At 55.4% G+C, this 24330-nt stretch carries 23 protein-coding genes; 8 read left to right on the top strand and 15 right to left on the bottom strand.

What is annotated here, in order from left to right:
- Positions 1-5: 5 nt before the first annotated feature.
- From OKF39_RS07805 to OKF39_RS07820, 4 genes are all read right to left on the bottom strand, one after another.
- The gene (locus tag OKF39_RS07805; RefSeq protein ID WP_048960241.1) at positions 6-995 is read right to left on the bottom strand and encodes a fimbrial protein; all 990 of its coding nucleotides are present in this window, start codon (positions 993-995) and stop codon (positions 6-8) included.
- 22 nt (positions 996-1017) lie between these two features.
- Positions 1018-3561 carry a fimbria/pilus outer membrane usher protein gene (locus tag OKF39_RS07810; protein WP_139128217.1) on the bottom strand — a complete coding sequence of 848 codons (2544 nt, stop codon included), beginning with the start codon at positions 3559-3561 and terminating at the stop codon, positions 1018-1020.
- Between the two features lie 26 nt (positions 3562-3587).
- Positions 3588-4262: a fimbrial biogenesis chaperone gene (locus OKF39_RS07815; protein ID WP_045259963.1), complete on the bottom strand. Its 675-nt coding sequence runs from the start codon at positions 4260-4262 to the stop codon at positions 3588-3590.
- Positions 4263-4331: 69 nt separating this feature from the next.
- Positions 4332-4868, bottom strand: a complete 537-nt coding sequence (locus tag OKF39_RS07820) for a fimbrial protein (RefSeq protein WP_028012440.1) — start codon at positions 4866-4868, stop codon at positions 4332-4334.
- 255 nt (positions 4869-5123) lie between these two features.
- Between OKF39_RS07820 and ybiB the strand changes: the two genes are divergently transcribed.
- Entirely contained in the window at positions 5124-6086 is a 963-nt protein-coding gene (gene ybiB, locus OKF39_RS07825; RefSeq protein ID WP_047368145.1) for a DNA-binding protein YbiB, read from the top strand.
- Positions 6087-6206: 120 nt separating this feature from the next.
- Here ybiB and ybiJ read toward each other — a convergent pair whose 3' ends face one another.
- From ybiJ to mcbA, 3 genes are all read right to left on the bottom strand, one after another.
- Entirely contained in the window at positions 6207-6467 is a 261-nt protein-coding gene (gene ybiJ, locus OKF39_RS07830) for a DUF1471 family protein YbiJ (protein WP_014883102.1), read from the bottom strand.
- Positions 6468-6753: 286 nt separating this feature from the next.
- Positions 6754-7020 (bottom strand): DksA/TraR family C4-type zinc finger protein, encoded by a 267-nt coding sequence (locus OKF39_RS07835; RefSeq protein WP_028012442.1) that lies wholly within the window; start codon positions 7018-7020, stop codon positions 6754-6756.
- A 124-nt stretch (positions 7021-7144) separates the two neighbouring features.
- Complete coding sequence (gene mcbA / locus OKF39_RS07840; RefSeq protein WP_028012443.1) at positions 7145-7411, bottom strand: DUF1471 family periplasmic protein McbA; 267 nt, start codon at positions 7409-7411, stop codon at positions 7145-7147.
- A 243-nt stretch (positions 7412-7654) separates the two neighbouring features.
- Between mcbA and rlmF the strand changes: the two genes are divergently transcribed.
- Positions 7655-8566 (top strand): 23S rRNA (adenine(1618)-N(6))-methyltransferase RlmF, encoded by a 912-nt coding sequence (gene rlmF, locus OKF39_RS07845; RefSeq protein WP_041910718.1) that lies wholly within the window; start codon positions 7655-7657, stop codon positions 8564-8566.
- Positions 8567-8611: 45 nt separating this feature from the next.
- On the opposite strand, the gene ybiO is transcribed toward rlmF, so the two are convergent.
- The 6 genes from ybiO to rhtA all read right to left on the bottom strand — a co-directional run bounded on the left by ybiO (position 8612) and on the right by rhtA (position 15217).
- Positions 8612-10825 carry a mechanosensitive channel protein gene (gene ybiO, locus OKF39_RS07850; protein ID WP_048999190.1) on the bottom strand — a complete coding sequence of 738 codons (2214 nt, stop codon included), beginning with the start codon at positions 10823-10825 and terminating at the stop codon, positions 8612-8614.
- Between the two features lie 124 nt (positions 10826-10949).
- Entirely contained in the window at positions 10950-11672 is a 723-nt protein-coding gene (gene glnQ / locus OKF39_RS07855) for a glutamine ABC transporter ATP-binding protein GlnQ (RefSeq protein WP_028012446.1), read from the bottom strand.
- Positions 11669-12328: a glutamine ABC transporter permease GlnP gene (gene glnP, locus OKF39_RS07860; RefSeq protein WP_003858462.1), complete on the bottom strand. Its 660-nt coding sequence runs from the start codon at positions 12326-12328 to the stop codon at positions 11669-11671. The genes glnQ and glnP overlap by 4 nt, the downstream gene beginning before the upstream one ends.
- Before the next feature lie 93 nt (positions 12329-12421).
- Positions 12422-13165 (bottom strand): glutamine ABC transporter substrate-binding protein GlnH, encoded by a 744-nt coding sequence (gene glnH / locus OKF39_RS07865; RefSeq protein WP_014831177.1) that lies wholly within the window; start codon positions 13163-13165, stop codon positions 12422-12424.
- A 361-nt stretch (positions 13166-13526) separates the two neighbouring features.
- Positions 13527-14030, bottom strand: a complete 504-nt coding sequence (dps, locus tag OKF39_RS07870) for a DNA starvation/stationary phase protection protein Dps (RefSeq protein ID WP_008501171.1) — start codon at positions 14028-14030, stop codon at positions 13527-13529.
- A 299-nt stretch (positions 14031-14329) separates the two neighbouring features.
- Entirely contained in the window at positions 14330-15217 is an 888-nt protein-coding gene (gene rhtA / locus OKF39_RS07875; RefSeq protein ID WP_041910716.1) for a threonine/homoserine exporter RhtA, read from the bottom strand.
- Positions 15218-15572: 355 nt separating this feature from the next.
- On the opposite strand from rhtA, the gene ompX reads away from it, so the two are divergent.
- The gene (gene ompX / locus OKF39_RS07880) at positions 15573-16091 is read left to right on the top strand and encodes an outer membrane protein OmpX (protein ID WP_028012448.1); all 519 of its coding nucleotides are present in this window, start codon (positions 15573-15575) and stop codon (positions 16089-16091) included.
- A gap of 117 nt (positions 16092-16208) precedes the next feature.
- Here ompX and OKF39_RS07885 read toward each other — a convergent pair whose 3' ends face one another.
- Both OKF39_RS07885 and mntS read right to left on the bottom strand, forming a co-directional pair.
- A complete protein-coding gene (locus OKF39_RS07885) occupies positions 16209-17792 on the bottom strand; it encodes a phosphoethanolamine transferase (protein ID WP_479983649.1) in 1584 nt (527 codons plus the stop codon).
- Between the two features lie 269 nt (positions 17793-18061).
- Complete coding sequence (mntS, locus tag OKF39_RS07890) at positions 18062-18190, bottom strand: manganase accumulation protein MntS (protein WP_014831181.1); 129 nt, start codon at positions 18188-18190, stop codon at positions 18062-18064.
- 183 nt (positions 18191-18373) lie between these two features.
- Between mntS and mntR the strand changes: the two genes are divergently transcribed.
- The 5 genes from mntR to OKF39_RS07915 all read left to right on the top strand — a co-directional run bounded on the left by mntR (position 18374) and on the right by OKF39_RS07915 (position 24240).
- Complete coding sequence (mntR, locus tag OKF39_RS07895; protein WP_008501176.1) at positions 18374-18847, top strand: manganese-binding transcriptional regulator MntR; 474 nt, start codon at positions 18374-18376, stop codon at positions 18845-18847.
- Entirely contained in the window at positions 18844-19953 is a 1110-nt protein-coding gene (locus OKF39_RS07900; protein WP_028012451.1) for an anion transporter, read from the top strand. The genes mntR and OKF39_RS07900 overlap by 4 nt, the downstream gene beginning before the upstream one ends.
- 101 nt (positions 19954-20054) lie before the next feature.
- Positions 20055-21149, top strand: a complete 1095-nt coding sequence (locus tag OKF39_RS07905) for an HlyD family secretion protein (protein WP_041910714.1) — start codon at positions 20055-20057, stop codon at positions 21147-21149.
- Positions 21146-22717 carry a DHA2 family efflux MFS transporter permease subunit gene (locus OKF39_RS07910; protein ID WP_028012453.1) on the top strand — a complete coding sequence of 524 codons (1572 nt, stop codon included), beginning with the start codon at positions 21146-21148 and terminating at the stop codon, positions 22715-22717. Before OKF39_RS07905 ends, OKF39_RS07910 begins: the two co-directional genes overlap by 4 nt.
- Entirely contained in the window at positions 22717-24240 is a 1524-nt protein-coding gene (locus OKF39_RS07915) for an efflux transporter outer membrane subunit (RefSeq protein WP_049136959.1), read from the top strand. The genes OKF39_RS07910 and OKF39_RS07915 overlap by 1 nt, the downstream gene beginning before the upstream one ends.
- Positions 24241-24330 lie beyond the last annotated feature (90 nt).

Raw genomic sequence — 24330 nt, forward strand, 5'->3', positions numbered from 1 at the left:
GATCGTCACTTATAAGCGAGGGTAACGGTGGCAACGGTGTTGGCGGGGCCAGGCGTCACGACGTTGCTGGTTTGTTCGTAGCGAACCTCAAACGGGATCGCCAGCGTCTGGTTGGCGATTGCCTGGCTTTGGGTGTTCACGTAGGTGTCAAAGGTGGCGAGTTGGTTATCAACCAGCATTCTGACCCCGACGCCGGTTGCCATGCCGGGCTGCCGGGTGAGTTTGATCACCCCTGCTGACCCCGGTTCATAACCATTTGAACTGGTGACCTTCACTTCAGGCTGCACGTTGCTGTTGCAGTTCACCGTCACGTCAAAGTTTTGCGCCGGGCTTGATAACATCCCCACGCTAATAAAATCGCTGACCGGGAAGTCGCCCAGATTAATGGTCAGGTTTTTTGGGGAAACGGAGCAGGTGACGTTCTGGAAGTTAACGTTTCCTGCGTAGGAGATAACATTGGGTGAACCAATGCCGTCGTTGCCATATACGCCAATACCGAACTCTGTTTGCGCCTGAAGCAGCGTGCCGGACTGTACTGCATCACTGGTTTTAACCAGCTCAAGTGTGACGTTAAAATCAAAGGACTGATATCCATCGGTCGAGACATAGCCGATGGGCGTACTGCGGGAATCGCAGGCGACCTTTCCCCCGCCTGAAATGCGCTGGCCCTGGTCGTTCCTTAAGGCAATGCCGACTCCAGGCACGCCTGTGTCATAAACGCCGGTCAACCCGGGTATCTCCGAACCACTTCCGTAATAGCAGGAGATGATTTCCATCCCGCTTTCGTAAGGATGGTTGCAGTTACCCGCGACGTGTACAGTCTGCTCCGTACCGGGAATGGTCGCGCCTACTGCCAGCGTCGTCGGGACCGAAATGGTGGCAACGTTGATCATTTTCGGCATATCGGGCGTAGTGCAGTCAGCCTTCGCATGCGGCATAAATAATGCCGCGGTGCCCAGAATCAGTAAGAAAAAGCATTGTTTTATCATTTGCATAGTCGTTAGCCTGAACGGTGAATCAATGACACTGCGCGGCAGCGTTAATGATGCTGGTTTTCTCTTTCTCATCCGTTAGCGCATAGTCAGCGATGCAGTGCTCGCTAGCGTCCTGTCCCCAGGAAACGGCGAGATGCCCCTGCTGCGGCAGACCCGAAAGATAGGTCTGGCCGTCATTACCCACAATAAACTCGCTGTCCTTATCCTCTGTAGTGACCGTCGCGCCGAACGGCAGCGGTTTGCCGTTGTGCGTCAGCGTCATCAGCACGCGGTTGCCCACGCGGGTGTTAAAGCTGGCGCGCACCACGGCCCCGCGAGTTGGGGTGACGACCTGCGCGGCGTGGGTGACGTCGGCATTGTCCGGCAGCGTTTCGGTATCCAGCGCAATGGTGTTGTGGCGATACGCGGTCACATACGGGACAACGGTGTAGCCGCGGAAGTCGGTTTCAACGCCGGTCTGATTAGTGATATGCGTCCCGTGCGTGCCCGGCGCTTTCACCAGCGCGATGGTCTCACCGAGCGGCTGGCTCAGGGTGATGCCGTTCGCATGGGCAACCACGCCGCCCTGCAGGCCGACGTTCACGGTCTGCTGATATTTGTCCTGGCTGACGCCGCCGCTGAGTTCGCCGTACGTTGCTTTGTAATCGGCGTTGAGGCTGGTGGAGTTGCCGCTGCCGGTACTGCTCACCCCCTCCTGAATATTCCAGTTGAGGTTATCTTCTTTCAGCGCCGTACCGTTCAGACCGATATTCTGCGTGGTGCCATCTTTGGTGTTGTTCAGGTTGTAGGTGGCCCAGGTGTTATGCATCCAGTGGTCCAGCGGCACCGAGACGCTCAGCGCGAACTGGTTGTCGTTCGTCACCTCATTGCCGTCTTCGTCGCTGTCGCGGGTGTTTTTGTTCATGCTGTAGCTGAGGCTGTAGCTCACGCCGTGCCAGCTGTTGTTGTAGCTGACGCTCACCGATGTCATGTCCTGGCTCTGGGTCCAGTAGGTCTCTTTCACCAGGCTCAGGGTTACGGAACCCCAGCCTTCCGGCAGCGTCTGGTCGACGGTGGCTTCGGTACGGGCGCGGCGCTGCTGCGGTTCAGACCAGTCGTCAGAGCGGGTATACGACTCCATGGTGTCTTCCAGGGTGTAAAACCCTTTGCTGTTATAGCGGTAGCCGGCCAGCGAGAAGTTGGTGCCTGACTGGGCGATATCTTTGCTGTAGCGCACGCGCCACGACTGGCCTTTGCTGGCCTGCTGTTTTTTCAGCAGGGCTTTGGCGCGAGTGACGTCAATGGAGAAGGCGCCTAAATCGCCCATGTTTTTCCCGACGCCCACCGCCTGAGACTGATAATGGCTGCTCTGCTGAACGCCGCCGTAGGCGGTGATACCGTAGGGTAAACCGTAGATGGCGCTGCCCTGGGCAAACGGGGTCTTTTCGACATCGTTGTCATAGGAACGATAACGCCCGGCGGTCACGCTGTAGCGCAGGTTTTTTTCACGCTGCAAGACCGGCACGGAGGCAAACGGCACGACAAAATGGCTTTCGCTGCCGTCGGTCTCTTTCACGGTAACCTGCAGGTCGCCGCTGCTGCCGGTGGGGTAGAGATCGTTAATTTCGAAGGCGCCCGGCGCGACCGTGTTCTGATAAATGACGTAGCCGTTCTGGCGAACCACTACCAGCGCGTTGCTGTGGGCCGTGCCGCGGATAATCGGCGCGTAGCCTTTCTCGCTGTCCGGCAGCATGTCGCTGTCGGATTTCAGCTCCACCCCGGTGTAGGGAACGCTGTCAAACACGTCGGCAGGGGATGAGCTCTGGCCGACGGTGATGTCGCTTTTCATTGCCACGATATCGCGTTGCGCATAGGTATAAACGGAGGTGAATTTCTGCTCCTCCTCATGGCCCGTGGTGCTGCGATTCCAGGTGGAATAGTTGCGAATGCGCCATGCGCCAACGTTCAGGCCTGGGCGCAGGTTTACGTACTGGCTGCTGTTATCCTGCTCACCGTGCTGTCGCGCGCGGCTGTGGCTGGCATTGGCGCTGTAATTAAGCAGGCCCGCAGTGATCCCTTCATCAAACTCTTTCGGGTCAATGTAACCGCGAGGTACCTGGCCCAGCGCCGTTTGAGGGATGCTCATCAGCAACTGCTGGTTGCGAACGCGAAAGGTGGCGGATGCAGCAGGAATGACATGTAAATCAGCACACTGGCCTTTGGCCATCAGCTGCGGAAATTTTTTGGTTTTGATGCCGAGGCTTTTTAATTCCTCAAGGCTAAAGCAAGGCTGCAGCGTGCTGTTGCCCTGCGAATCTTTCTGAAGCGTAAAGGTCACGTTGCGGGTATCAATTTTATTATTATTGATAAATACCGCGACCTCATATTTCCCCGGTGCCTGACCTGGCCCTTTTTCATAGATGGACAGATCGGTTTTACCCTGCTGGGGATTATCAATATCCAGCAGGGCAGGGTTAAAATAATCATCAGCCATAACCTGCTGCGCAAAGATCGCCATTGCCAGGCCACAGAGAATGACCAGCAATGAAGACAATCGGCAGGTGAACGGCTTTTTATGGCTGTACATAATTATTTTATTACCGGGAAAAAATATTAATGAACGGATTTCGACCAGGTATGGCTGATGCTGCCGTAGTCGGTAATAATGGAATATGTCACGTTCGCGCCCCCAACATTACCCGGTAAGGCAAAATGCGTTTCCGTTTTCGGAACAGCCCAGGTGGCTTTCGCGACTTTATGACCATTCAGCGTAACGGTCTGGAAATTCATATAGAACGGCGTGGGGTTATTCACCACCAGATCGTTCCCTTCGCGGCGCCATTCAAGTTTATCCGCCACATCTTCTGGTCTGCCTTTTACCGCAGACGGGCGATACAGTAATTTGATTCGAGTATTAATGGCGATTTGCAGCGTATTTACCCCCTCAACGTGTTTTGAGGAAGGGATTGCTTTAATGTTCAACCAGTACAGGGATTCCCTGTCTTCCGGTAAATTTCCGCCCGTACGCACCACGCGCAGAACGTTATCTTCGTGCGCATCCAGACGGAAAAGCGGCGGGGTGATCAGGAACGGGGCTTTGGCCAGGTTTTTACCGCCGGAATCAACCCAGGACTGCACCAGATAATCCGTCGCATCTGGATTTGAAAGACCAAGAGAAGATTCCTTTTTATCTCCCTGATAGACCAGTCGGGTGCCGTTAATAATGACCCCAGCATGTGAAGCAGTTGCTACCAGTAAAAGCGTGCTCAGTAAATAACCGTGGCGCATAAAGATTTCTCAATGAATAGAGAAGATATTAATGCTCGCGAAAGCATTAATATCTCCGGATTGATAAGATCAGTTATAAATAACGGTGAAGGTTGAAACGGAGTTAGCAGGGCCTGCGGTAATTGCCGGGCCGGTTTGGATATAGCGTGCGCCGAACTCCAGATCGTTAACCGCCGTGCCGGAGGTTAACTGATACTGCTGAGACGGCGTATACAGGCTGACAGGCTGCTGCGAGGCATCCACCAGCTGAATCGCCACCCCTGTCGCCGCATCGGTATCTGGCGTTAAGGCAAGCGTTGAATTGTTATTCGCATCCGGTGTTCCGCCGAAGTTAATGGCGGCGGAGGTGACCGTGTCAGGACAATTCGTTAACTGAATATCAAACTTCGTTAAGGTGCTGGTAGAGCCTGCACCGGTAAATACCGTTTTAGACACTTTCCCCAGCTGTACATTTAATGGATTACTTAATCCATTTACGACCTGACAAGCAGAATCGATAATTTCGCCGGTGAAGTTTATTTGCCCTTCACCGTTCGTTGCCGCAAACGTGGATGCAGAACATCCCACCGCTGCGGCGATGATTAAACCTAAAGCAACCTTGTTCATAGCAAATCCTGATATGTTTCGGGTGAGAGCGTTGCCTGGACGTTTTCACCGTTGACCCTTAATGACTTTCCGCTTGTTATTTAATCAAAAAATGTATGAATACGAATCTGCTATAGAAATCACAAATAATTGAAAAAAAGCTTGTGTTTATTTTTTACTATTAAAACAGAAGGTTGTCTTAAGGGATAAAAAACTAACGGATAGCCATTCATCAGGGCTATAGTGTTAACAAGATAGGCTGTCAGGAGGAATGTCGTGGATTATCGCAAAATTATCAAAGAGGTAGGTCGTGGGAAAAACCACGCCCGCGACCTGGACCATGAAACCGCTCGCGCGCTTTACACCCGTATGCTCAACGGCGAGGTACCGGACCTGGAAATGGGCGGCATCCTGATTGCGCTGCGTATCAAAGGCGAAGGCGAAGCGGAGATGCGTGGTTTCTACGAGGCGATGCAGGCGCAAACGCTGCGCTTAACGCCGCCAGTGGCAAAACCGATGCCGATTGTGATCCCGAGCTATAACGGGGCGCGCAAGCAGGCAAACCTGACGCCGCTGCTGGCGATATTGTTACATAAGCTGGGGTTCCCGGTGGTGGTACATGGGGTCAGCGAAGATCCCACGCGCGTGCTGACAGAAACCATCTTTGAACTGCTGGGCATAGAACCAACTCTCCATGCTGGCCAGGCGCAGGCAAAGCTGGAGGGGAACCAGCCGGTCTATATTCCCGTTCGTGCGCTCTGCCCGCCTTTGGAAAAGCAGCTGGACATGCGCTGGCGCATGGGCGTGCGTAACAGTGCGCACACCCTGGCGAAGCTGGCAACGCCGTTTGCTGAGGATGCCGCACTGCGCCTTTCCAGTGTTTCTCATCCGGAGTACGTGACGCGCGTCGGTCAGTTCTTTGCCGAAATCGGTGGACGCGCACTGCTGATGCACGGAACAGAAGGGGAGGTGTACGCCAACCCGCAGCGTTGCCCACAGCTGATGCTGATCGATTCTGTCGGTACGCGCGTTGTGCTTGAACGCGGGGAAGAAAACAGCGATGTGATTCTGCCGGAGTCAAAAGATCCGCAGGTTACCGCGCACTGGATTACGCAGTGCCTGGCCGGAAATGTGCCGGTCCCACAGTCGATCAAGCTGCAAATGGCCTGCTGCTTGCTGGCGACAGGGGAGGTAGAGACGGTGGAAGCGGGGTTACAGCGGGTGGCACAGTCGTTTTAGGCAAAAAAAAAGCCCGTCCAGTGGCGGACGGGCAAGCAAGGGTAACAAACAACAGGGTCAATGAGGGTTGGAGCAGCTCACCAGAGGGTTTGGCGAGGGTACAGCATTCATTTCAGGCGATTATTTGTAGATAACCGCAGTACCGCTCAGCTTGTTATTGGTGTTAGCGGAGGTGATGGTGTATCCGCTTGCACCGGCAGCAGCGGCTTTCTCAGCCAGCTTGGCTTCCAGGCCGTCCAGCGTGGTCGCGCCTTCTGCACTTACCACACCGATTTTATTCATGCTCTGGGCCTGAGTGGATGAAACAGGCTCTACGGCGAATGCGCCGAAAGACAGAGCGGACAGGGCAACAGCAGCTACAGCATATTTGATGGTTTTCATAATTAATCTCTCGCAGGTGTTTTCTGTTAAGGGGACGATGTTCCGTCGATGTGATAAGTATCACGTTTTTTCCTGAGGGATAAAATCGAAGAGAATTGACGTGATCAGTCAAAAAAATTGAATGACAAATAACTTATTGAATATTAATAAATTCAAACCAGCGCTTTACACTTCTTGTGGATGCGCTTTACAGAAGAAAGATGAAGGGCACATTTTGCTACGCGGTTCGCTAAAAACCGTGAGCGTAAAGGTAAGTGCAGGCAGGATTAACTTAGGTAAAGGAGAGTCAGCGTAACTGGCTATCTTTCGATCCTCTGCGATTATAACCTGAATGTGACGCATTTTTTGAATCTTTATCCTGCTGGCAGGTAATACATAACCTTACGCCTGGAATGGCTTTACGCCGCGCCTCCGGGATCGGCTCTCCGCATTCTTCGCACTCCTTCAAACTTTCGCCGCGCGGAATCTCACCGCGAGCGCGCGCAACCGCATCTTCAATGGTACTGTTGATCTGTTCGTTAACGGCGTCGTCATTCGCCCAACCGGAAGCCATGGCATCCTCCTGAAATCGGTTTATACCCTGCTTTTAATATGGGGTTAAAAAATGAACAATCAAGATAAAGCGGAAATGAACTGCATCCGGCAGGCAGATGCAGTCTTGTTGTGGAGGAAAAAAATTATTTATAGATGGTTGCTGTGCCGTACATATGGTTATCTCCGCCAGCGGAGTTCACGACAAAGCCTTTCGCACCTTCCTGGCGGGCTTTTTCGGCCAGTTTATTCTGCAGATCGTCCAGGTTACTTGCGCGACTTACCGAGACGGTGCCCGCCGGACGCAGCTGGCTAGTATCGGTACTTTCATTCAGTGACTGAACAGCCATCGCAGAAAATGAAGCCGTTGCCAGGGCGCCGGCGATAACAGCAAGGGTCAGGTACTTTTTCATAATCACATCCTCATGAGGAAACAACAGGTGATTCCCTTTAAGTTTAGAAGCCTGACGAGTGTGACTTAGCGCAAATATTTGATGATGATCTGCTTATTTTTTGAACGATAAAAACTGACAATTCGCTGACAGATCATAGACGTAGAGGTGTTTGATTTACGGTGTTTTTTTAAGCGCCGCAGAGAAAGATTTACCGCTGGGCCAGCACAGGGTATCTTACGCCGCTGTTTAAAGGAGAACGCCATGACTTCCCAAAAGCCGGGATTGCACCCACGAAATCGCCACCGCAGCCGCTACGACATGAACGCCCTGTGCCAGAGCTGCCCTGCGCTGCAGGACTATATTGTCCAGACCCCAGCGGGTGAGCCGACCGTCAACTTTGCCGATCCGCAGGCGGTGAAAACGCTGAACAAAGCCCTGCTGGCGCATTTTTACGGTGTGGCTCACTGGGATATTCCGGAAGGCTTTCTCTGCCCCCCTGTGCCGGGCCGTGCTGATTACGTTCATCACCTTGCCGATCTGCTTGCCGAAGATCGTGACGGCGCTGTACCGCAGCAGGCTTCCATCCTGGATATAGGCACCGGGGCAAACCTGATTTACCCGCTGATTGGCGTACATGAATATCACTGGCGCTTTACCGGGAGCGAAATTGGCGCCGAGGCCTTTGCCAGCGCGCAGGCGATTATCAGCGCGAACCCTGGCCTGAGCCGTTCCATTCGTCTGCGTCGTCAGAAAGAGGCGGCTTCCATCTTCAACGGCATTATTCATAAAAACGAAAGCTATGACGCTACGATGTGCAACCCGCCGTTTCATGATTCGGCGGCAGCGGCTCGCGCGGGCAGCGAGCGTAAACGCCGCAACCTCGGTCAGGCGGAAGACGCCGCGCTGAACTTCGGCGGGCAGCAGCAGGAGCTGTGGTGCGAGGGCGGTGAAGTTGCCTTCATCCTGCGCATGATTGCGGAAAGCCAACAGTTTGGCCGTCAGGTGAAGTGGTTCACGACGCTGGTTTCCCGCGGGGATAACCTGCCGCCGCTCTACCGCGCGCTGAGCGAAGCGGGTGCCGTAAAAGTAGTGAAAAAAGAAATGGCGCAGGGCCAGAAGCAGAGCCGCTTTATCGCCTGGTCGTTTATGGACGATAACAAACGTCGCAAATAGTATCCCGCCCCAGGCCGGGTAGGGCAAAGCCGCCACCCGGCTCGGTTACAGCGTCGGCTCCTGCGGAGGGAGCGGCGAGGCGGGCGGCGACAATACCTGATACGTCTGCACCGGCGTTCGCACGTTCGCCAGATCGAAGTGCTTTTTCACCATGCTGTCGAGGGCAAAGCGCACCGTCCACTGCTTCAGCGGCTGGGTGGTGAACGACACGCGCAGGGTGAACGCCGTGTTGGTCAGCCCAACGATGCCGGCAAACGATGGCTCGCCAATTACTAGCCCGCGAATATCCTCCATTTCCATCAGTTCACTGACCGCATCCCGCAGCGCCTGCTTCGCTTTGTCGGCATCTTCATGACGATCTACATCGTAGTTGGCCACAACGGAGCCAATGCCGCGCACAAAGTTGGCGAAGGTAGTGATCGATGACCAGGGAATGATGTGATATGCCCCGGTATCCTGACGCACGCCTACCGAACGAATCGACATCCGCTCCACGGTACCGGTCAGCGGCCCGATGGTCACCAGATCCCCTGTGTTCATCCCGTTCTCAAACTGGATAAAGATGCCGGTAATAATATCCTTCACCAGCGTTTGCGAGCCGAAAGAGATCGCCAGCCCCAGCGCGCCTGCACCTGCCAGCAGCGGGGCGATATTCACGCCGATTTCCGATAGCACAATCATGATGGTGATGGTGCTGATGATCACCGCCAGCGCGTTGCGGAACAGCGTCAGCAATGTGCGGGCCCGTGCGCTGGGCAGGGGCCTGCCGTGAATATCCGATACCAGACGGTTCTCGATAAGGCTCGCCAGCAGCGTCCAGCCGACGGCGGAGAAGAACAGAATCAGCGCGATACGAATTAAAATATCGACGGTCTTCTCGCCTGCGCCGTTATGCAGCCAGTTCCAGAAATCAAACAGGCTCCACGCATTCAGCAGCAGCATGATCGCCACGCAGACGGTCAGAATGCGCGCCACCTTAAGCGATACCGACATCCAGCCGTTCACCCGTTTTTGCAGTTCCGGGTAATTACGCTGCACCTGCGGCGACAGGGTGATGGTTTTCGAGATCCAGCGGGACAGCAGCCCGGACACAAACGCCGCGATGCCGATAATCGCCAGGCTTTTAAACGTCGCCCCCATCATAAATTTCAGGCTGTTTCCCGGGTCGAACAGCGAGAAGAAGCACAGCACAATAAAATACGCGCTTGCCAGCCAGTGCCACACCAGCGCGAAGGCGCGGATAAACAGACTGAAGAAAGAGAGGGAACGGTCGGCCAGATGCAGCAGACTCTCGGTGATCGCCCTTTTATTGTGAAAGATAAGGTACAGAGACCAGACGGTTATACAGAGCATAATCAGCACGTTCGCCAGCGCGCCAAACTGCACGTTGACCTGGTTGGAGATAATCGGCACGGCAACCAGCAGGCCATAGCCTATCAGCCCGCTGAGCACGCTTAGCCGCACGGCCCAGTATTTCGCGCTGTCGTCGTTGATGTTGAAAGGGCGAAGTTCAGGCACGCGCGGGCAAAAGATGACGCGCAGCACCGCTTTAAAAAATTCGATGAGGGCAAACGCATTCAGGAAGAGCGCCTGCTGGAAGGCAATGGTTTTGTTGCCCGTATTGAGGCGGTCCGCCAGCACCTGACCGACAAACAGCGTCAGGGCCAGCAGCAGTAAATCGATGATAAACGCCCCGGTAATCATGGCCGGGAGGTGCAGCCAGCTGCTTTTATGCTGATTTTTTTTCCGTCCCCAGTGGCCCATCTTCCGGTAGAGCGGCCAGGCGCACAGGCGCAGCAGCCAGTAAAAAATGAATACGGCACCCGCCAGAATTGCAAACTGCGTGGCGGCTGCGGTGAAGGTGTGGGGATTAAAAGGTTTATGCGAGGTGCCAACAAGATTTCGATAGAGCTGGGCAAAACGCGACGACAGGGCTTCCCCGTAGCGGCGGCTGATGTCGGTGACGTTTTCCAGTACCGTCTTTTCCTCTTCGATCTGCGGTGGCGTAATGGTCGGAACCGGATCCTGAGGCGGCGTGGCGGCCACCTTCCTCAACTGATCGATCAGCTCCTGCCGGGAGGTGTCATTCTCAAGGACGTCGGCAAGTGCGCTATAGGCCGCTTTTTTTTGTTCTGCATCCGGCTCCGGAGGCGGCGTATTTTGCTGAGTAGCAGTTGCTCCGGTGGTGACGCCGGGGATTGCCACGGCGAGCGATGGCGCACTAAACAGGCTTATCAACAGCAGCAAGATCCACGGCACGGCGTCCTCCGACAAAAATATCGTGCAAAATGATAAGTATAGAGGGCGAGAGGCGGAGGGGAGTTTTTGGGAACAATCTGGCGTAAAAAAGCCGGGCAAGCCCGGCTCGGTATGTAGCGAGGGATCAGGAGACGTGCTGCAGGAACTCCTGCAGACGCTGGCTAGGCGGATTCGCGATCAATTCCTGCGGGTTACCGTCTTCGGCGATGCGGCCTTTATCAATAAAGATCAGGCGGGAAGCCACTTTCTCAGCAAAGCCGATTTCGTGGGTCACGATCACCATCGTCATCCCTTCTTCCGCCAGATCCTGCATGACTTTCAGCACCTCGTGGCGCAGTTCCGGGTCGAGTGCAGACGTCGGCTCATCAAACAGCATCATCTTCGGTTTCACCGCCAGCGCGCGCGCAATCGCCACGCGCTGCTGCTGGCCACCGGAGAGCTCGGAAGGGTAGTGGTGCGCACGCTCCGCCAGGCCAACCTTCGCCAGCAGATCTTTTGCCAGCGCTTCCGCCGCCGCTTTGTTGGCACCGCGCACGCGCAGTGGGCCAAACATCACGTTTTCCAGCGCCGTCAGGTGCGGGAACAGGTAGAACTGCTGGAACACCATGCCCGCTTCCTGACGAATCAGACGCTCGTCCACTTTCGGGTCGTTTACCTTCAGACCGTCAACGATCAGATCGCCGCTGGTGATTTCTTCCAGCTTGTTGATGCAGCGCAGCAGGGTCGATTTACCGGAACCGGAAGGCCCGATAATCACCACCACTTCACCCTGCTTGATATTCAGATCAATATTGTGCAGCACCTGGGTTGGGCCAAAGTGCTTGGAGACGTTTTTAAATTCAATCACAGGATTTTCATCCTTCTTTCAAGACGGCGCAGAACGAAGCTCAGTACCAGCGTAATGATCAGATAAACAACGGCGACCGCACTCCAGATTTCCAGCGCGCGGAAGTTGCCCGCAATGATTTCCTGGCCCTGACGGGTCAGTTCGGCCACGCCGATAACGATGAACAGCGATGTATCTTTAATGCTGATGATCCACTGGTTACCCAGCGGCGGCAGCATGCGGCGCAGCGCCAGCGGGAGAATAACGTGGCGGATCGTTTCGCGACGAGAAAGACCTAATGCCAGACCGGCTTCGCTGAAACCTTTATGAATCGACAGCACCGCCCCGCGGGTGATTTCCGCGATGTAGGCGCCCGAGTTGATCATAATGGTCACGACGGCCGCGCTGAACGGATCGATGCGCAGGTCGGTAAATGCCATTGGCAGGGCGAAGTAGATAAACATGACCTGCACGACAATCGGCGTGCCGCGGATCACTTCGATGAAAACCAGTGCGATGTGGTTTGCAATCCAGCCACCGTAGGTGCGGGCGAAACCGGCGACAAGACCGATAATCAACCCACCTACCAGACCCAGGACCGAAATCCACAGGGTCATTTTAGCGCCTTCAAGCAAGAGTGGAATGGCAGGCCAGATGGCGCTCCAGTCAAACTGCATGATGTATTCCTGTATACCGTGGTGAAAAACGAAAAATGTAGGCCCGGCTAGCGTGAGCGCCGCCGGGCGCTATAAACCTGAATTCAGGTAAAATTATTTAGGCTCAGTACCGAACCATTTTTTATAGATTTCGTTGTAGGTGCCGTTCTCTTTCAGCGTTTTCAGTGCGCCGTTAACTTTCGTGCGCAGATCGTCGCTGCCTTTCGGGAACGCGATACCGTACTGCTGAGCTTCCAGAGAGTCGCCCACGGCTTTGAACTTGCCGTTACCAGCCGTTTTAATGAAGTACAGGATGTTCGGCGTGTCGTGCAGAACAGCGTCAGCACGGTTGGTGCCGAGTTCCATATACGCGTTGTCAATGTTCGGGAACTGGCGCAGGTCTTTGGTTTTGATGTTCGCTTTCGCGTAATCCACGGAACCGGTGCCGCTCTTCACTGCCACCACTTTACCGTCGAGGTCTTTCACGCTTTTTACGTCGTTATTATCCGCTTTGACCATCACCAGCAGGCCGCTTTTGTAGTAGCCGTCAGAGAAGTCGATCGCTTTTTTACGTTCTTCGGTAATGGTGATGCCCGCCAGCGCCAGATCGACGTTTTTGGTTTGCAGCGCCGGGATGATGCCGCTGAAGTCCATCGGCTTCAGGGTGTAGTCCAGTTTGAGTTCTTTGGCGATAGCGGCCCACAGATCAACATCAAAACCAACGTATTTGTCACCCTGTTTGAATTCAAACGGAACGAACGCCGTGTCGGTCGCCACAACCAGTTTGTCGGCAGCCTGAGAGGACACCGCAAAAGCCAGGGTAAGTGCAGCCAGTGAAACTTTTAATACAGACTTCATAGCATTTCCTTTTATATCCACGGGGCGATCCCCTGCGAGAACGACTGGCACAATGAAAAAATCGTGCCAACTTTACAAGCTGTTGTTTTACAAAGGGGATGAAATCATCCATTGCACAAAAAGCGTGGCAATGATGTCGTGTTGCACCAGCATGGAGCACCATTTTGGTGCGCTTCGTTTGGGTCAACTGACGGGGAGATATTAAGCGTAAATTCTGACGAAAAAACAATCTTCCATTAACGGTTGTGTGAGGTGATTATTACAATTTATTCACTTTTGCACCGTCTCAGGCAAAAACTGTGCACCATAAATGTGCAAAACCCTCACCAGAGGCGAGGGTTTGACAGGAAAGTCTTATGGATTACTCGATGTTAGATTCGATAAACCACAGGAACTGATCCAGGTCGCGGGACGCGGCGGTGAAGATGTCTGCGGTATCTTCATCCTTGGCTTCGCTAATCGCTTTGCGCACGTCATTGGCCACAATCGCGTAGCGGTCCGCCAGCTCTTTCAGGTGATCCTGAACGGTGTGGATATCCAGCGGGTAGCTTTTCAGCGGCGTTTTGCTGTTGATCACCTGCGTGGTCCCAAGCGCAACACCACCCAGCTGAACGGCACGTTCAGCCATCGTATCGAGGTGTGTCACCAGTGCTGTGCGGAAGCCATCCAGCATTTCATGGACGGCAATGAAGTTTGCACCGCGCATATTCCAGTGGGCCTGTTTGGTGATCAGCGAAAGATCGATGAACTGGATCACCTGGCGATTCAGCAACTCAATGGTCGCTTTTTTGTCGCTATCCGATACATCGTTACGGGTATAAAGCAGATTAGACGCTTTCGTTTTCACCAGTTTAGCGGTACTCATAATCTCATATCCTCTTGATGTTTATGTCCCAGGTAATTACGGAACTAAGTATAGCACCGGATTTTTTCTCTGCGGTCTGGCTGTGCCTATCGGTTTAATAGCAAGAAGGAGATTGATAATTTAATTTATTGAAATTAAAAGATAATTTTAAAATTGATACAGATCAATCTTAATTCGCATAGAGGAGAATGGGTGGGGGAGGATATTTCGGTAATATGACAAACTATGTAAGAAATTATAACGGATGGCGTTCTGGCCTTTATTCTGCATGGCCGTGAAGCCATGCAGAATATATGGCATTAGCCGATGTCGATTTTCTCAACTTTAGGTTCAGGGCGCATGGTGAGCGTTGACCCCATTGACGCCGCGATAATTGAGCAGAGCGCCAGCGTCTGGGTAAACGTCAGCGTTTCGCCCAGGAACACCATCCCGGAGATCGCCGCAAGGGCGGGCTCCATGCTCATCAGGGTGCCAAATATGCGCGTCGGCAGACGCGTCAGGGCAATCATCTCCAGAGAATAGGGGAGGGCCGTTGAAAGAATAGCGACCGCCAGCCCGATGGGCATGACTGACCATTGCCAGATAGACTCCGTGGCCTGCGCCATACCGATCGGCACAAAAACGATAGCCGCAATCACGGAACCCAGGGCGACCGTTGCCGGGCCATGCTCTTCACCCGCTCGCTGCCCGGTGAGTATATAGACAGCCCAGCAGGCTCCTGCTCCCAGCGCCAGCGCTGCGCCCGTGAGATCAATCTCAGAGACATTCTGGCCGAGCGGCAGCAGGAACCATAAGCCCAGAACGGCCAGCACGACCCAGATAAAATCCACCGGACGACGTGACGAGAAAAGCGCGACCGCCAGCGGGCCGGTAAACTCCAGCGCGACGGCAATCCCCAGCGGGATGGTCTGGATGGAGAGGTAGAACATATAGTTCATTGCCCCGAGGGACAGACCATAAAAAAGCAGGGGAAGACGTTGCTCTTTTTTGAAGCGCAGACGCCAGGGTTTGAAGATGACGACCAGTATCGCCGTTCCCAGCACGATACGCAGGGCTGTTACCCCGGGCGCACCCACCAGTGGAAAAAGCGATTTTGCCAGCGAAGCACCGCTTTGGATGGACAACATGGCAATAAGTATGACGGCTACCGGCAACCAGACCGACGACGTGCGGGATAACCCAGGCATCCTTTCTCCTGTCAGCTAATGTCAAGTGGAGTAAAGGTTGCAGTGTAAAGGAAATATACAGCTACGGTTGAGACTACGTTGAAAAAAAAGACCCATGAAATCCGTAAAATGGTTAAGCGCTGGTGGATTTATCACCTGAAAGATTAGGAATAATCTGGATGAATGTAACGGCGCAGACGCGCAATATGGGCGTTTAGTAGGAAAAATCGCATGTGATTTGAAAGAGTTAGCTGAGGTTGGAAACGTTCTGTTACAGGAAAGGCCTCATTAGACATCACGAATCACAAAGAGTTTCGCAAAATTTTTTGATATATTTAAAACTTACGGACTTACTTGAAGCACATTTGAGGTGGTTATGAAAAAAATTGCATGTCTTTCAGCACTGGCCGCTGTACTGGCTGTTTCCGCAGGTACCGCTGTAGCTGCTACTTCTACTGTAACTGGTGGTTACGCTCAGAGCGATATGCAGGGCGTGATGAACAAAACCAACGGTTTCAACCTGAAGTATCGTTACGAGCAGGATAACAACCCGCTGGGCGTGATCGGTTCTTTCACCTACACCGAGAAAGATCGTACTGAAAACGGCGCATACAACAAAGGCCAGTACTACGGTATCACTGCTGGTCCAGCTTACCGTCTGAACGACTGGGCGAGCATCTACGGTGTTGTAGGTGTTGGCTACGGTAAATTCCAGCAGACCGAAAACCAGGGTCTGAACCGCACTGCAAGCAACAGCGACTACGGCTTCTCCTATGGCGCAGGCCTGCAGTTCAACCCAATCCAGGACGTGGCTCTGGACTTCTCCTATGAGCAGAGCCGTATCCGCAACGTTGACGTTGGCACCTGGATCGCGGGCGTAGGTTACCGCTTCTAATCACTTCGGTGAGCTAATAAAAAATCCGCCCAATGTGGCGGATTTTTTTTAGCTTTTTCCCTCTCCCACAAGGAGAGGGTCAGGGTGAGGGCATCAGACCGCACGAGATCGCACAGCTTACTTACTCTTAATATCAAAAATATCGGTACCCAGATGGTTATAGTCAACTTTCTGTAACTTGAAGTTGGTAACGAACACTGGGGGCGCTTTCTTGTTGGAGATAAACGGGTAATCATTTTTTATCTCTTTGGCCTTAATCCCCGTCCACTGCGAGAAGAACTGCAGGAAATCATTCGCTGAGCGCCGCGCTTTGATAATGCGATGCGTTTTATCATCGCTCGACAGCACCATAAACGGCACCTGGAAATTTTGCTGGAACTGGTCGTCGTGCGCCAGATACTGCACTTCTTTGCCACGCTCTTTAAACGCCAGCCCGTGATCAGAGAAATAGACCACAGAGAAGCTTTCGCCCGTATTGCGCAGCTGATCGTAAAGCTTGCTGAGCAGCTCGTCGGTTTGCGTCATGGTATAGAGATAGCAAGAGGTCTCTTTCGACTGCACAAACTCCGCGTATTTACCGCCAGTGCGATCGCAGGCCTGCGGGTGCGATCCCATCAGATGCAGAACAATCAGCTGCGGCTGGGTGCGCGGGGTAGCAAAGACCTGCGCCGTCATCTTCAGCAGCGCCTCGTCTTTGGTGTTTTTATCGGCTTCAAAATCGCCGCTCTTCAGGAACTGCACTTCGTCAGCACGCTTAGCAATACTGGCGATGGCGGTGTCGTATTCGCCAATTTGCCCCTGATTGGAGAACCACCAGGTCTGAAAACCGGCGCGGTTGGCCAGCGTGACGAAATTATCCTGAAACTGAGGTTTGCCATCCACCACGCGGTTCAGCGTCAGGCCGAGCGATTTCTGCGTCGAGCCGCTGGCCGCCACATAATCGGTAAACAGGGTGCCGTTGACAGAGCTGGCAAACGGTGTGTTATTCCAGTGCCCGCCGAATGCGCCCAGCGCGTCGCGACGTGCGCTCTCGCCAATCACCACCACATAGGTATGGTATTTCGGCTTAACCGCCAGCACGTTCCAGGTGTCTTTCATATTGGAAAGTTCAGCCATGCGCGCCTGCTCGTCGAGAACCTCTTTATTGTTCACGACGACGTCTTTAACGAAACGGAACACCGGATAGCCCGTATCTTTCAGCTTGAACACGCCGCCCCAGGCCAGGTTTTGCACCGGCGCAACGAAAAACGTCCCCACGCTAAACGCCAGGCACAGAGACTCCATTTTTCCCCATGATCTCTTCGCGTCTGCTTTGCGACGAACCGCGATAACGCCAAGCGCAAAGATAAAGAGGCCGACGACGTAGCTGTACCAGGGGAAGATCGTCAGGATCTCCGTCGACTCTTCCATATTGGTGGAGTGCAGCGCCAGCAGGGTGTTGAAGTTTGGCGCGCCGTAGGCCTGGCCAAACGGGAAATACATCGCAGCAATCAGCGAACAGACCCCTACCAACGCTTTCTGCACGCGCGGGGCTGCTCGCCACAGCACATGCAGGATGCAGGTGAAAGCCACTGCATAAAGCAGGCTGAAGGGATAGCCGAGCGCAAAGTTAATCAGCAGCGACTGCAAAAAGTAAAATCCCGTCCACGGGCTTAAGGCCCGGCTGCGGGTAACGATGGTATCTATCAGGGTTACATTCATAGGTCACTATCACAAAAACGCCATGTGCTCACCCTGGCGCCAAGGGTCAAAGCCTGCCGGACAGTGCGTGGAAAGGGAATGAGAGGTCCGCTTCAGCGAGCCGCAAATTGTGCAGGGCTGCAAGAAGATAGTGCGAGCGTGAATTAAGGTCAACAGTTGCTAAACAGATGTTTTGCGAAGGGGGCTACAAATCCGCAAAAATTATCGGGAATTGGTCAGTTTACAGCGGAAGTGTGACAGAAAAATGAAGCGGCGTACCGCAACGCCGCTTAGTGGGAAGGTTTGTCGTCCTGATGCGGTTTGTTGTTAAACATATCGCACAGCATGTTCAACAGCATTAAGCGCACTTTAAAAGGAGAGTGGGTAAACACGGTCATGCACCTCTTGAATTCGTTCATGAGACCTCCTGATGTTTGATCCCTTCGATCCGTGAAGGGTGACTGCATTACATACAGATATAGCACAGGCTATATTGTATAGCTATGGCTATTTCGTTAATTTTTTGTGCTTGTGGAGGGATGGTTTACAATGTGCGCTCTCGATACCGGGCGCTGGAAGCGTCACCCCAATGAGGAAGTACAATGAACCGTCGCGCAGGTAAGCCAACCATTAAAAAAACGACGCAACTGGTGAATGTTGAAGAACATGTCGAAGGTTTTCGCCAGGTCCGTGAAGCGCACCGGCGTGAACTGATTGATGATTATGTTGAACTGATTTCCGATCTGATCCGCGAGGTTGGGGAAGCGCGTCAGGTCGATATGGCCGCCAGGCTCGGGGTTTCGCAGCCGACGGTCGCTAAAATGTTAAAACGTCTGGCCTCGGTAGGCCTGATCGAAATGATCCCCTGGCGCGGCGTGTTTCTGACGCCGGAAGGGGAGAAGCTTGCGCAGGAGAGCCGCGAGCGCCATCAGCTTGTTGAGAACTTTTTGCTGGTGCTGGGCGTCAGCCCGGAAATTGCCCGTCGGGATGCGGAAGGAATGGAGCACCACGTTAGCGAAGAGACGCTGGTGAAGTTTCGCGAATTTACCCTTAAATATGGTCCCTCCGCTGAATGAAAATCCCTGGACTGCAGGCCCTGTCACGCGATCGTTTCTTCCATCTCTTATTAATCATTGGCGCCGGGTTAAGCCTGTTTGTGCCGTTTGCGCCACAGGCCTGGTCTGCGGCGATTGACTGGCGCACCATCATCACCCTGAGCGGGTTAATGATGCTGACCAAAGGGGTCGAGCTGAGCGGCTATTTTGACGTCCTGGGGCGTAAAATGGTGCGCCGTTTTGCCACCGAGCGCAGGCTGGCCCTGTTTATGGTGTTCTCCGCCGCGGTGCTGTCGACGTTTCTGACCAACGATGTGGCGCTGTTTATCATCGTGCCCCTCACGCTCACCCTGCGTAAGCTTTGCGAGATCCCGGTCAGCAGACTGATCATCTTTGAAGCGCTCGCCGTTAACGCCGGTTCTCTGTTGACGCCCATCGGCAACCCGCAAAATATTCTTCTCTGGGGACGTTCCGGTCTGTCATTCGCCGCCTTTACCTGGCAGATGGCGCCTCTGGCGCTGGTGATGATGCTGTCGCTGCTGGCGGTCTGCTGGTTCGCGTTTCCGGATAAAAAGCTGCAATACCATAGCGGGACCACGGGCCCGCAGTGGCAGCCGCGGCTGGTCTGGAGCTGCCTCGGGCTGTATATCGTCTTCCTGTTCGCCCTGGAGCTGAGGTATGAGCTGGCGGGCGTCCTGCTCGTCGCCGCGGGCTTTGTCGTGCTGGCGCGGCGCGTGCTGGTGAGCGTGGACTGGACGCTGCTGCTGGTCTTTATGGCGATGTTCATCGACGTGCATCTGCTTATTCAGCTTCCGGTGCTGCAAAACGTTCTGCACAGCGTCAGCACGCTGTCGCAGCCGGGGCTGTGGCTGACGGCGATTGGCCTGTCGCAGTTTATCAGCAACGTGCCTGCCACCATTCTGCTGCTCAACTACGTTCCGCCGGACACGCTGCTGGCCTGGGCGGTGAACATCGGTGGGTTTGGGCTGCTGCCCGGCTCCCTGGCAAACCTGATCGCCCTGCGCATGGCCAACGACCGTCGCATCTGGTGGCGCTTCCACCTCTGGTCGATCCCGATGCTGCTCTGGGCTGCGGCGATCGGTTTCGGACTATTCCTTCTCATATAGTGCGCAATTTGTCAGTTTTTCCTGGCAAATGTATAGCAACGTCCTAGCTTTAGTGAACGGCATAGTGTGATGCCGCTCACTGACAGGACCGTTGCTGAATTATGGCAGAAGAACAAAATCCACCTGCTGACGAGCAGGATAAAAACAATAACGAGCGTAAACGCCCGGGCAAAAAACCGTTAATTATCCTTGGCATCGTGGTCATCGTGATGGTGATCGTGGCGCTGGTCTGGTGGTTTTTAACCCGCAACGAAGAGACCACCGACGACGCCTTTACCGACGGCGACGTGGTGACCATTGCCCCCAAAACGGCGGGCTACGTTACCGAGCTTCGCGTGCGGGATAACCAGCGCGTGAAGAAAGGGGACGTGCTGGTGGTGATCGATCCTCGCGATACCACCGCCCAGCGCGATCAGGCTCAGGCTCAGCTTGGGCTGGCTATCGCGCAGCTGCATCAGGCTCAGGCGCAGCTGGCGCTCTCAAAAGTGCAGTATCCCGCCCAGCGTGACGAAGCCAAAGCGCAGGTGCTGAAAGCGCAGGCCGATCTGGCGAACGCGCAGGCGGAGTACCGGCGCCAGCGCGGCGTTGACCCGCGCGCGACCACCCAGCAAAGTATTGATTCTGCGAACGCTCAGCTGCGCAGCGCTCAGGCTGGCCTTGCCAGCGCACAGGCGCAGCTGGAAGTGGCGGAGCAGGTACAGCTGCAAATCCGCCAGCAGGAGACCAACGTCGAAGCCCGCGAGCGTCAGGTCGAACAGGCCAAAGCGCAGCTGGAAACCGCGAACCTGAACCTCTCTTACACCGAAGTCCGCGCCCCGTTCGACGGCTTTGTCACCAAACGCAACGTGCAGCCCGGCACGCTGGTTCAGGCGGGCACCGCGCTGTTCTCGCTGGTCTCCCCGAACGTATGGGTGGTGGCGAACTTTAAAGAGTCCCAGCTTGAGCGCATGAAGCCCGGCGATAAGGTTAGCGTCTCCGTGGATGCCTGGCCGGATATGGAGCTTGAAGGCCATATCGACAGCATCCAGCAGGGCAGCGGCTCGCGCTTCTCCGCCTTCCCGTCGGAAAACGCCACCGGTAACTTCGTGAAGATTGTTCAGCGCGTGCCGGTAAAAATCGTCATTGATAAAGGTCTGGATCCGAACAAGCCGCTGCCGCTGGGGCTGTCGGTTGAACCGAAGGTCACCGTGGAATGACGGATCATAGCCACGATAACTGGAAGCCCGCCAGTAACCCGTGGGCGGTGGCGATTGTCGTCACCCTGGCGGTGTTCATGGAAATTCTGGACACCACCATCGTCAACGTCGCGCTGCCGCACGTGGCGGGGTCGCTCTCGGCCAGCTACGACGAATCCACCTGGGTACTGACAAGCTACCTGGTGGCGAACGGCATCGTGCTGCCCATCTCGGCGTTCCTGAGCCGGCTGTTTGGCCGCAAGCAGTTCTTCCTCATTTGCATCGTGATGTTCACCATCTGCTCGTTTCTGTGCGGCATCGCCACCGAGCTGTGGCAAATCATCCTGTTCCGCGTGATGCAGGGCTTCTTTGGCGGCGGGTTGCAGCCCACCCAGCAGTCGGTGCTGCTCGACTACTTCAAGCCGGAGGACAGGGGCAAAGCGTTTGGGCTTTCCTCCATTGCGATTATCGTCGCGCCGGTGCTCGGCCCGACGCTGGGGGGCTGGATCACCGACAACTACTCCTGGCGCTGGGTGTTCTTTATCAACATCCCGGTGGGGATTGTGACGGTGCTGGCGATCTACCAGCTGCTGGAAGATCCGCCGTGGGAGAGCAAATCAAAAGAGAAGCTGACCATCGACTGGACGGGGATCGGCCTGATCGCCCTCGGTCTGGGTTGTTTGCAGGTGATGCTCGACCGGGGCGAGGATGACGACTGGTTCTACTCGAACTTTATCCGCACCTTCGCGGTGCTGACGCTGGTTGGCATTATTGGCGCAATCTACTGGCTGATGTATGCCAAAAAGCCGGTGGTGGATCTGCACTGCATGAAGGACCGCAACTTCGCGATCTCCAGCCTGCTGATGGCGGGGATGGCGATGATCCTCTACGGCAGCTCGGTGGTGATCCCGCAGCTGGCGCAGCAGGATCTGGGCTATACCGCCACCTGGTCCGGGCTGGTGCTTTCGCCCGGCGCGGTACTGATCGTGCTGACCATCCCGCTGGTGCTGAAGCTGATGCCGGTGGTGCAGACGCGCTGGATCATCGCCTTTGGCTTTACCTGCCTGGCGGTGTCGTTCTTCTGGTCGCGCACGCTGACGCCGGATATTGACTTCGAAACCCTGGTGCTGTTCCGCAGCGCCCAGTCGATTGGTCTGGGGTTCCTGTTTGTGCCGCTCACCACCATCGCCTTCATCTCGATACCGAGACGGCTCAACGCCGATGCGGCGGCGCTGTTTACCATGTTCCGCAACGTGGCGGGATCCATCGGGATTTCTCTCTCGACGGCGGCCATCACCGAGCGCGCGCAGGCGCACAGCGCACACCTTGCCTACCACGCCTCGCCGTTTAACGAGCAGTTCCAGCTGGCGATTCGCGAAAGCGCCCAGGCGATCCAGAACTTCACCACCCAGGTGGGCGATCCGACCGGGATTGCCACCGGGCGGATGTACCAGACGATGATCGAGCAGTCCCGCTTCCTGGCCTACATCGACGTCTTCACCATTCTGAGCGCCGTGGCCTTGCTATTGATTCCGTTTTGTTTGTTGCTCTCGCCGGTTAAGAGCGAGGGGAGTGCAGGAGCACACTGATGATACACAGACGTTTACACCCCCTGATGATAATGATGCTGCTGGTGGGCTGCGCCGTCGGGCCGGACTACCAGCAGCCTGCGCCACCCGCCGTTACGCACTGGAACGATAAGGGCGACAGCGCGGTAAAATCGCAAACCACCTCCGCCGCGACCAATCCGCGCTGGTGGAAAACCTTCGGCTCGCCGCAGCTCGACAGTCTGATTGAACGCGCCATCGCCGGAAACCTGACGCTGCAGCAAACGGTACTACGCATTGCCGGGGCGCGTGAACAGATTAACCAGGCGGGCGGGGCATTTTTCCCGTCGGTGAACGGCAATCTGCAGGCGACGCGCCAGCAGCTCGGGCTGGAAGGGGAGCTAAAATCCCACGGCGTGTACGACCAGCTGGATAATGTCGACCCTGAACTCAGAGGCGCGCTGGGGCCGCTGACGCAGCCGATTAACCTTTATCAGGGCAGCTTCGACGCCCAGTGGGAAATCGACCTCTGGGGCAAGGTGCGCCGTCAGGTGGAAGCCGCCGAGGCGCAGCAGAAGGCCGCCATCGAACAGCGTAACGATGCGCTGGTGTCGCTGGAAGCGGAAGTGGCGCGCGCGTGGCTCCAGCTGCGCGGGGCGCAGAGCATTATCGCTACCCTGAACACACAGATTAAAAGCGCGCAGCAGACGCTGGACCTGACCGAAAGCCGCCAGCGCGGCGGGCTGTCACCGCAGATGGACGTGGAAAACGCCCGGGCGCAGCTGGGCAATCTTGAAGCGCAGCTGCCGCAGTATCAGGCCCAGGAACGCCAGGCGATGAACGGGCTGGCTATTCTGCTCGGCAAGCCGCCGGGGGCGCTGGATAGCGAGCTGCAATCCGCGCAGCCAATGCCCGCGCTGCCGGATATCGTGCAGACTGGTATACCGTCCACGCTGGCCCGCCGCCGTCCGGACGTGCGCGAAGCGGAGGCCAACCTCCACGCCGCCACGGCGCAGATTGGCGTCTCGGTGGCTGAACTGTTCCCGAGCTTCACCCTCTCCGGACAGTTTGGCCTGCGCAACAGCGAATCCGGCTGGCTGACCGACTGGAGCAGCCACTTCTACAGCTTCGGCCCGCAGGTTTCCATTCCGATTTTCCAGGGCGGTCGGCTGGTCTCCAGCGTCAAGGTGGCGCGCGCGCAGCAGGGCGCTGCGGTACTGGACTATCGTCAAACGGTGCTCACCGCGCTTGGCGATGTCGAAAATGCCCTGGTGAGCTATCGCACCGACCAGCAGCGTGAGGCGGGCCTCGCGAAAACCATCGACGCACTGCAAAACGCCTTTGATCTTGCCAGCGACAGCTACCGCCAGGGGATCGCCAGCTTTATCGACGTGCTGGATGCCCAGCGGCAGCTGGCGCAGGCCGAGCAGCAGCGCGCGCAGGCGCAGGTACAAAGCGCTCTCGATCTGGTGGCGCTCTACAAGGCGCTCGGCGGCGGCTGGGAGCCGTATCAGCAGGTGCAGCTCCCGGACTACAGCGTCTTTGGCGACGCCCCGCGCGGATAAATATTCAGAGGATTGGGCAAGAAACGGACAGGAACGCCACATTCGCGATGGCTGAGGGGCGGGTATAACTATCGGGTACCCAATCGACAT

Source organism: Enterobacter cloacae complex sp. HYC042_NIDB (assembly GCF_056673315.1).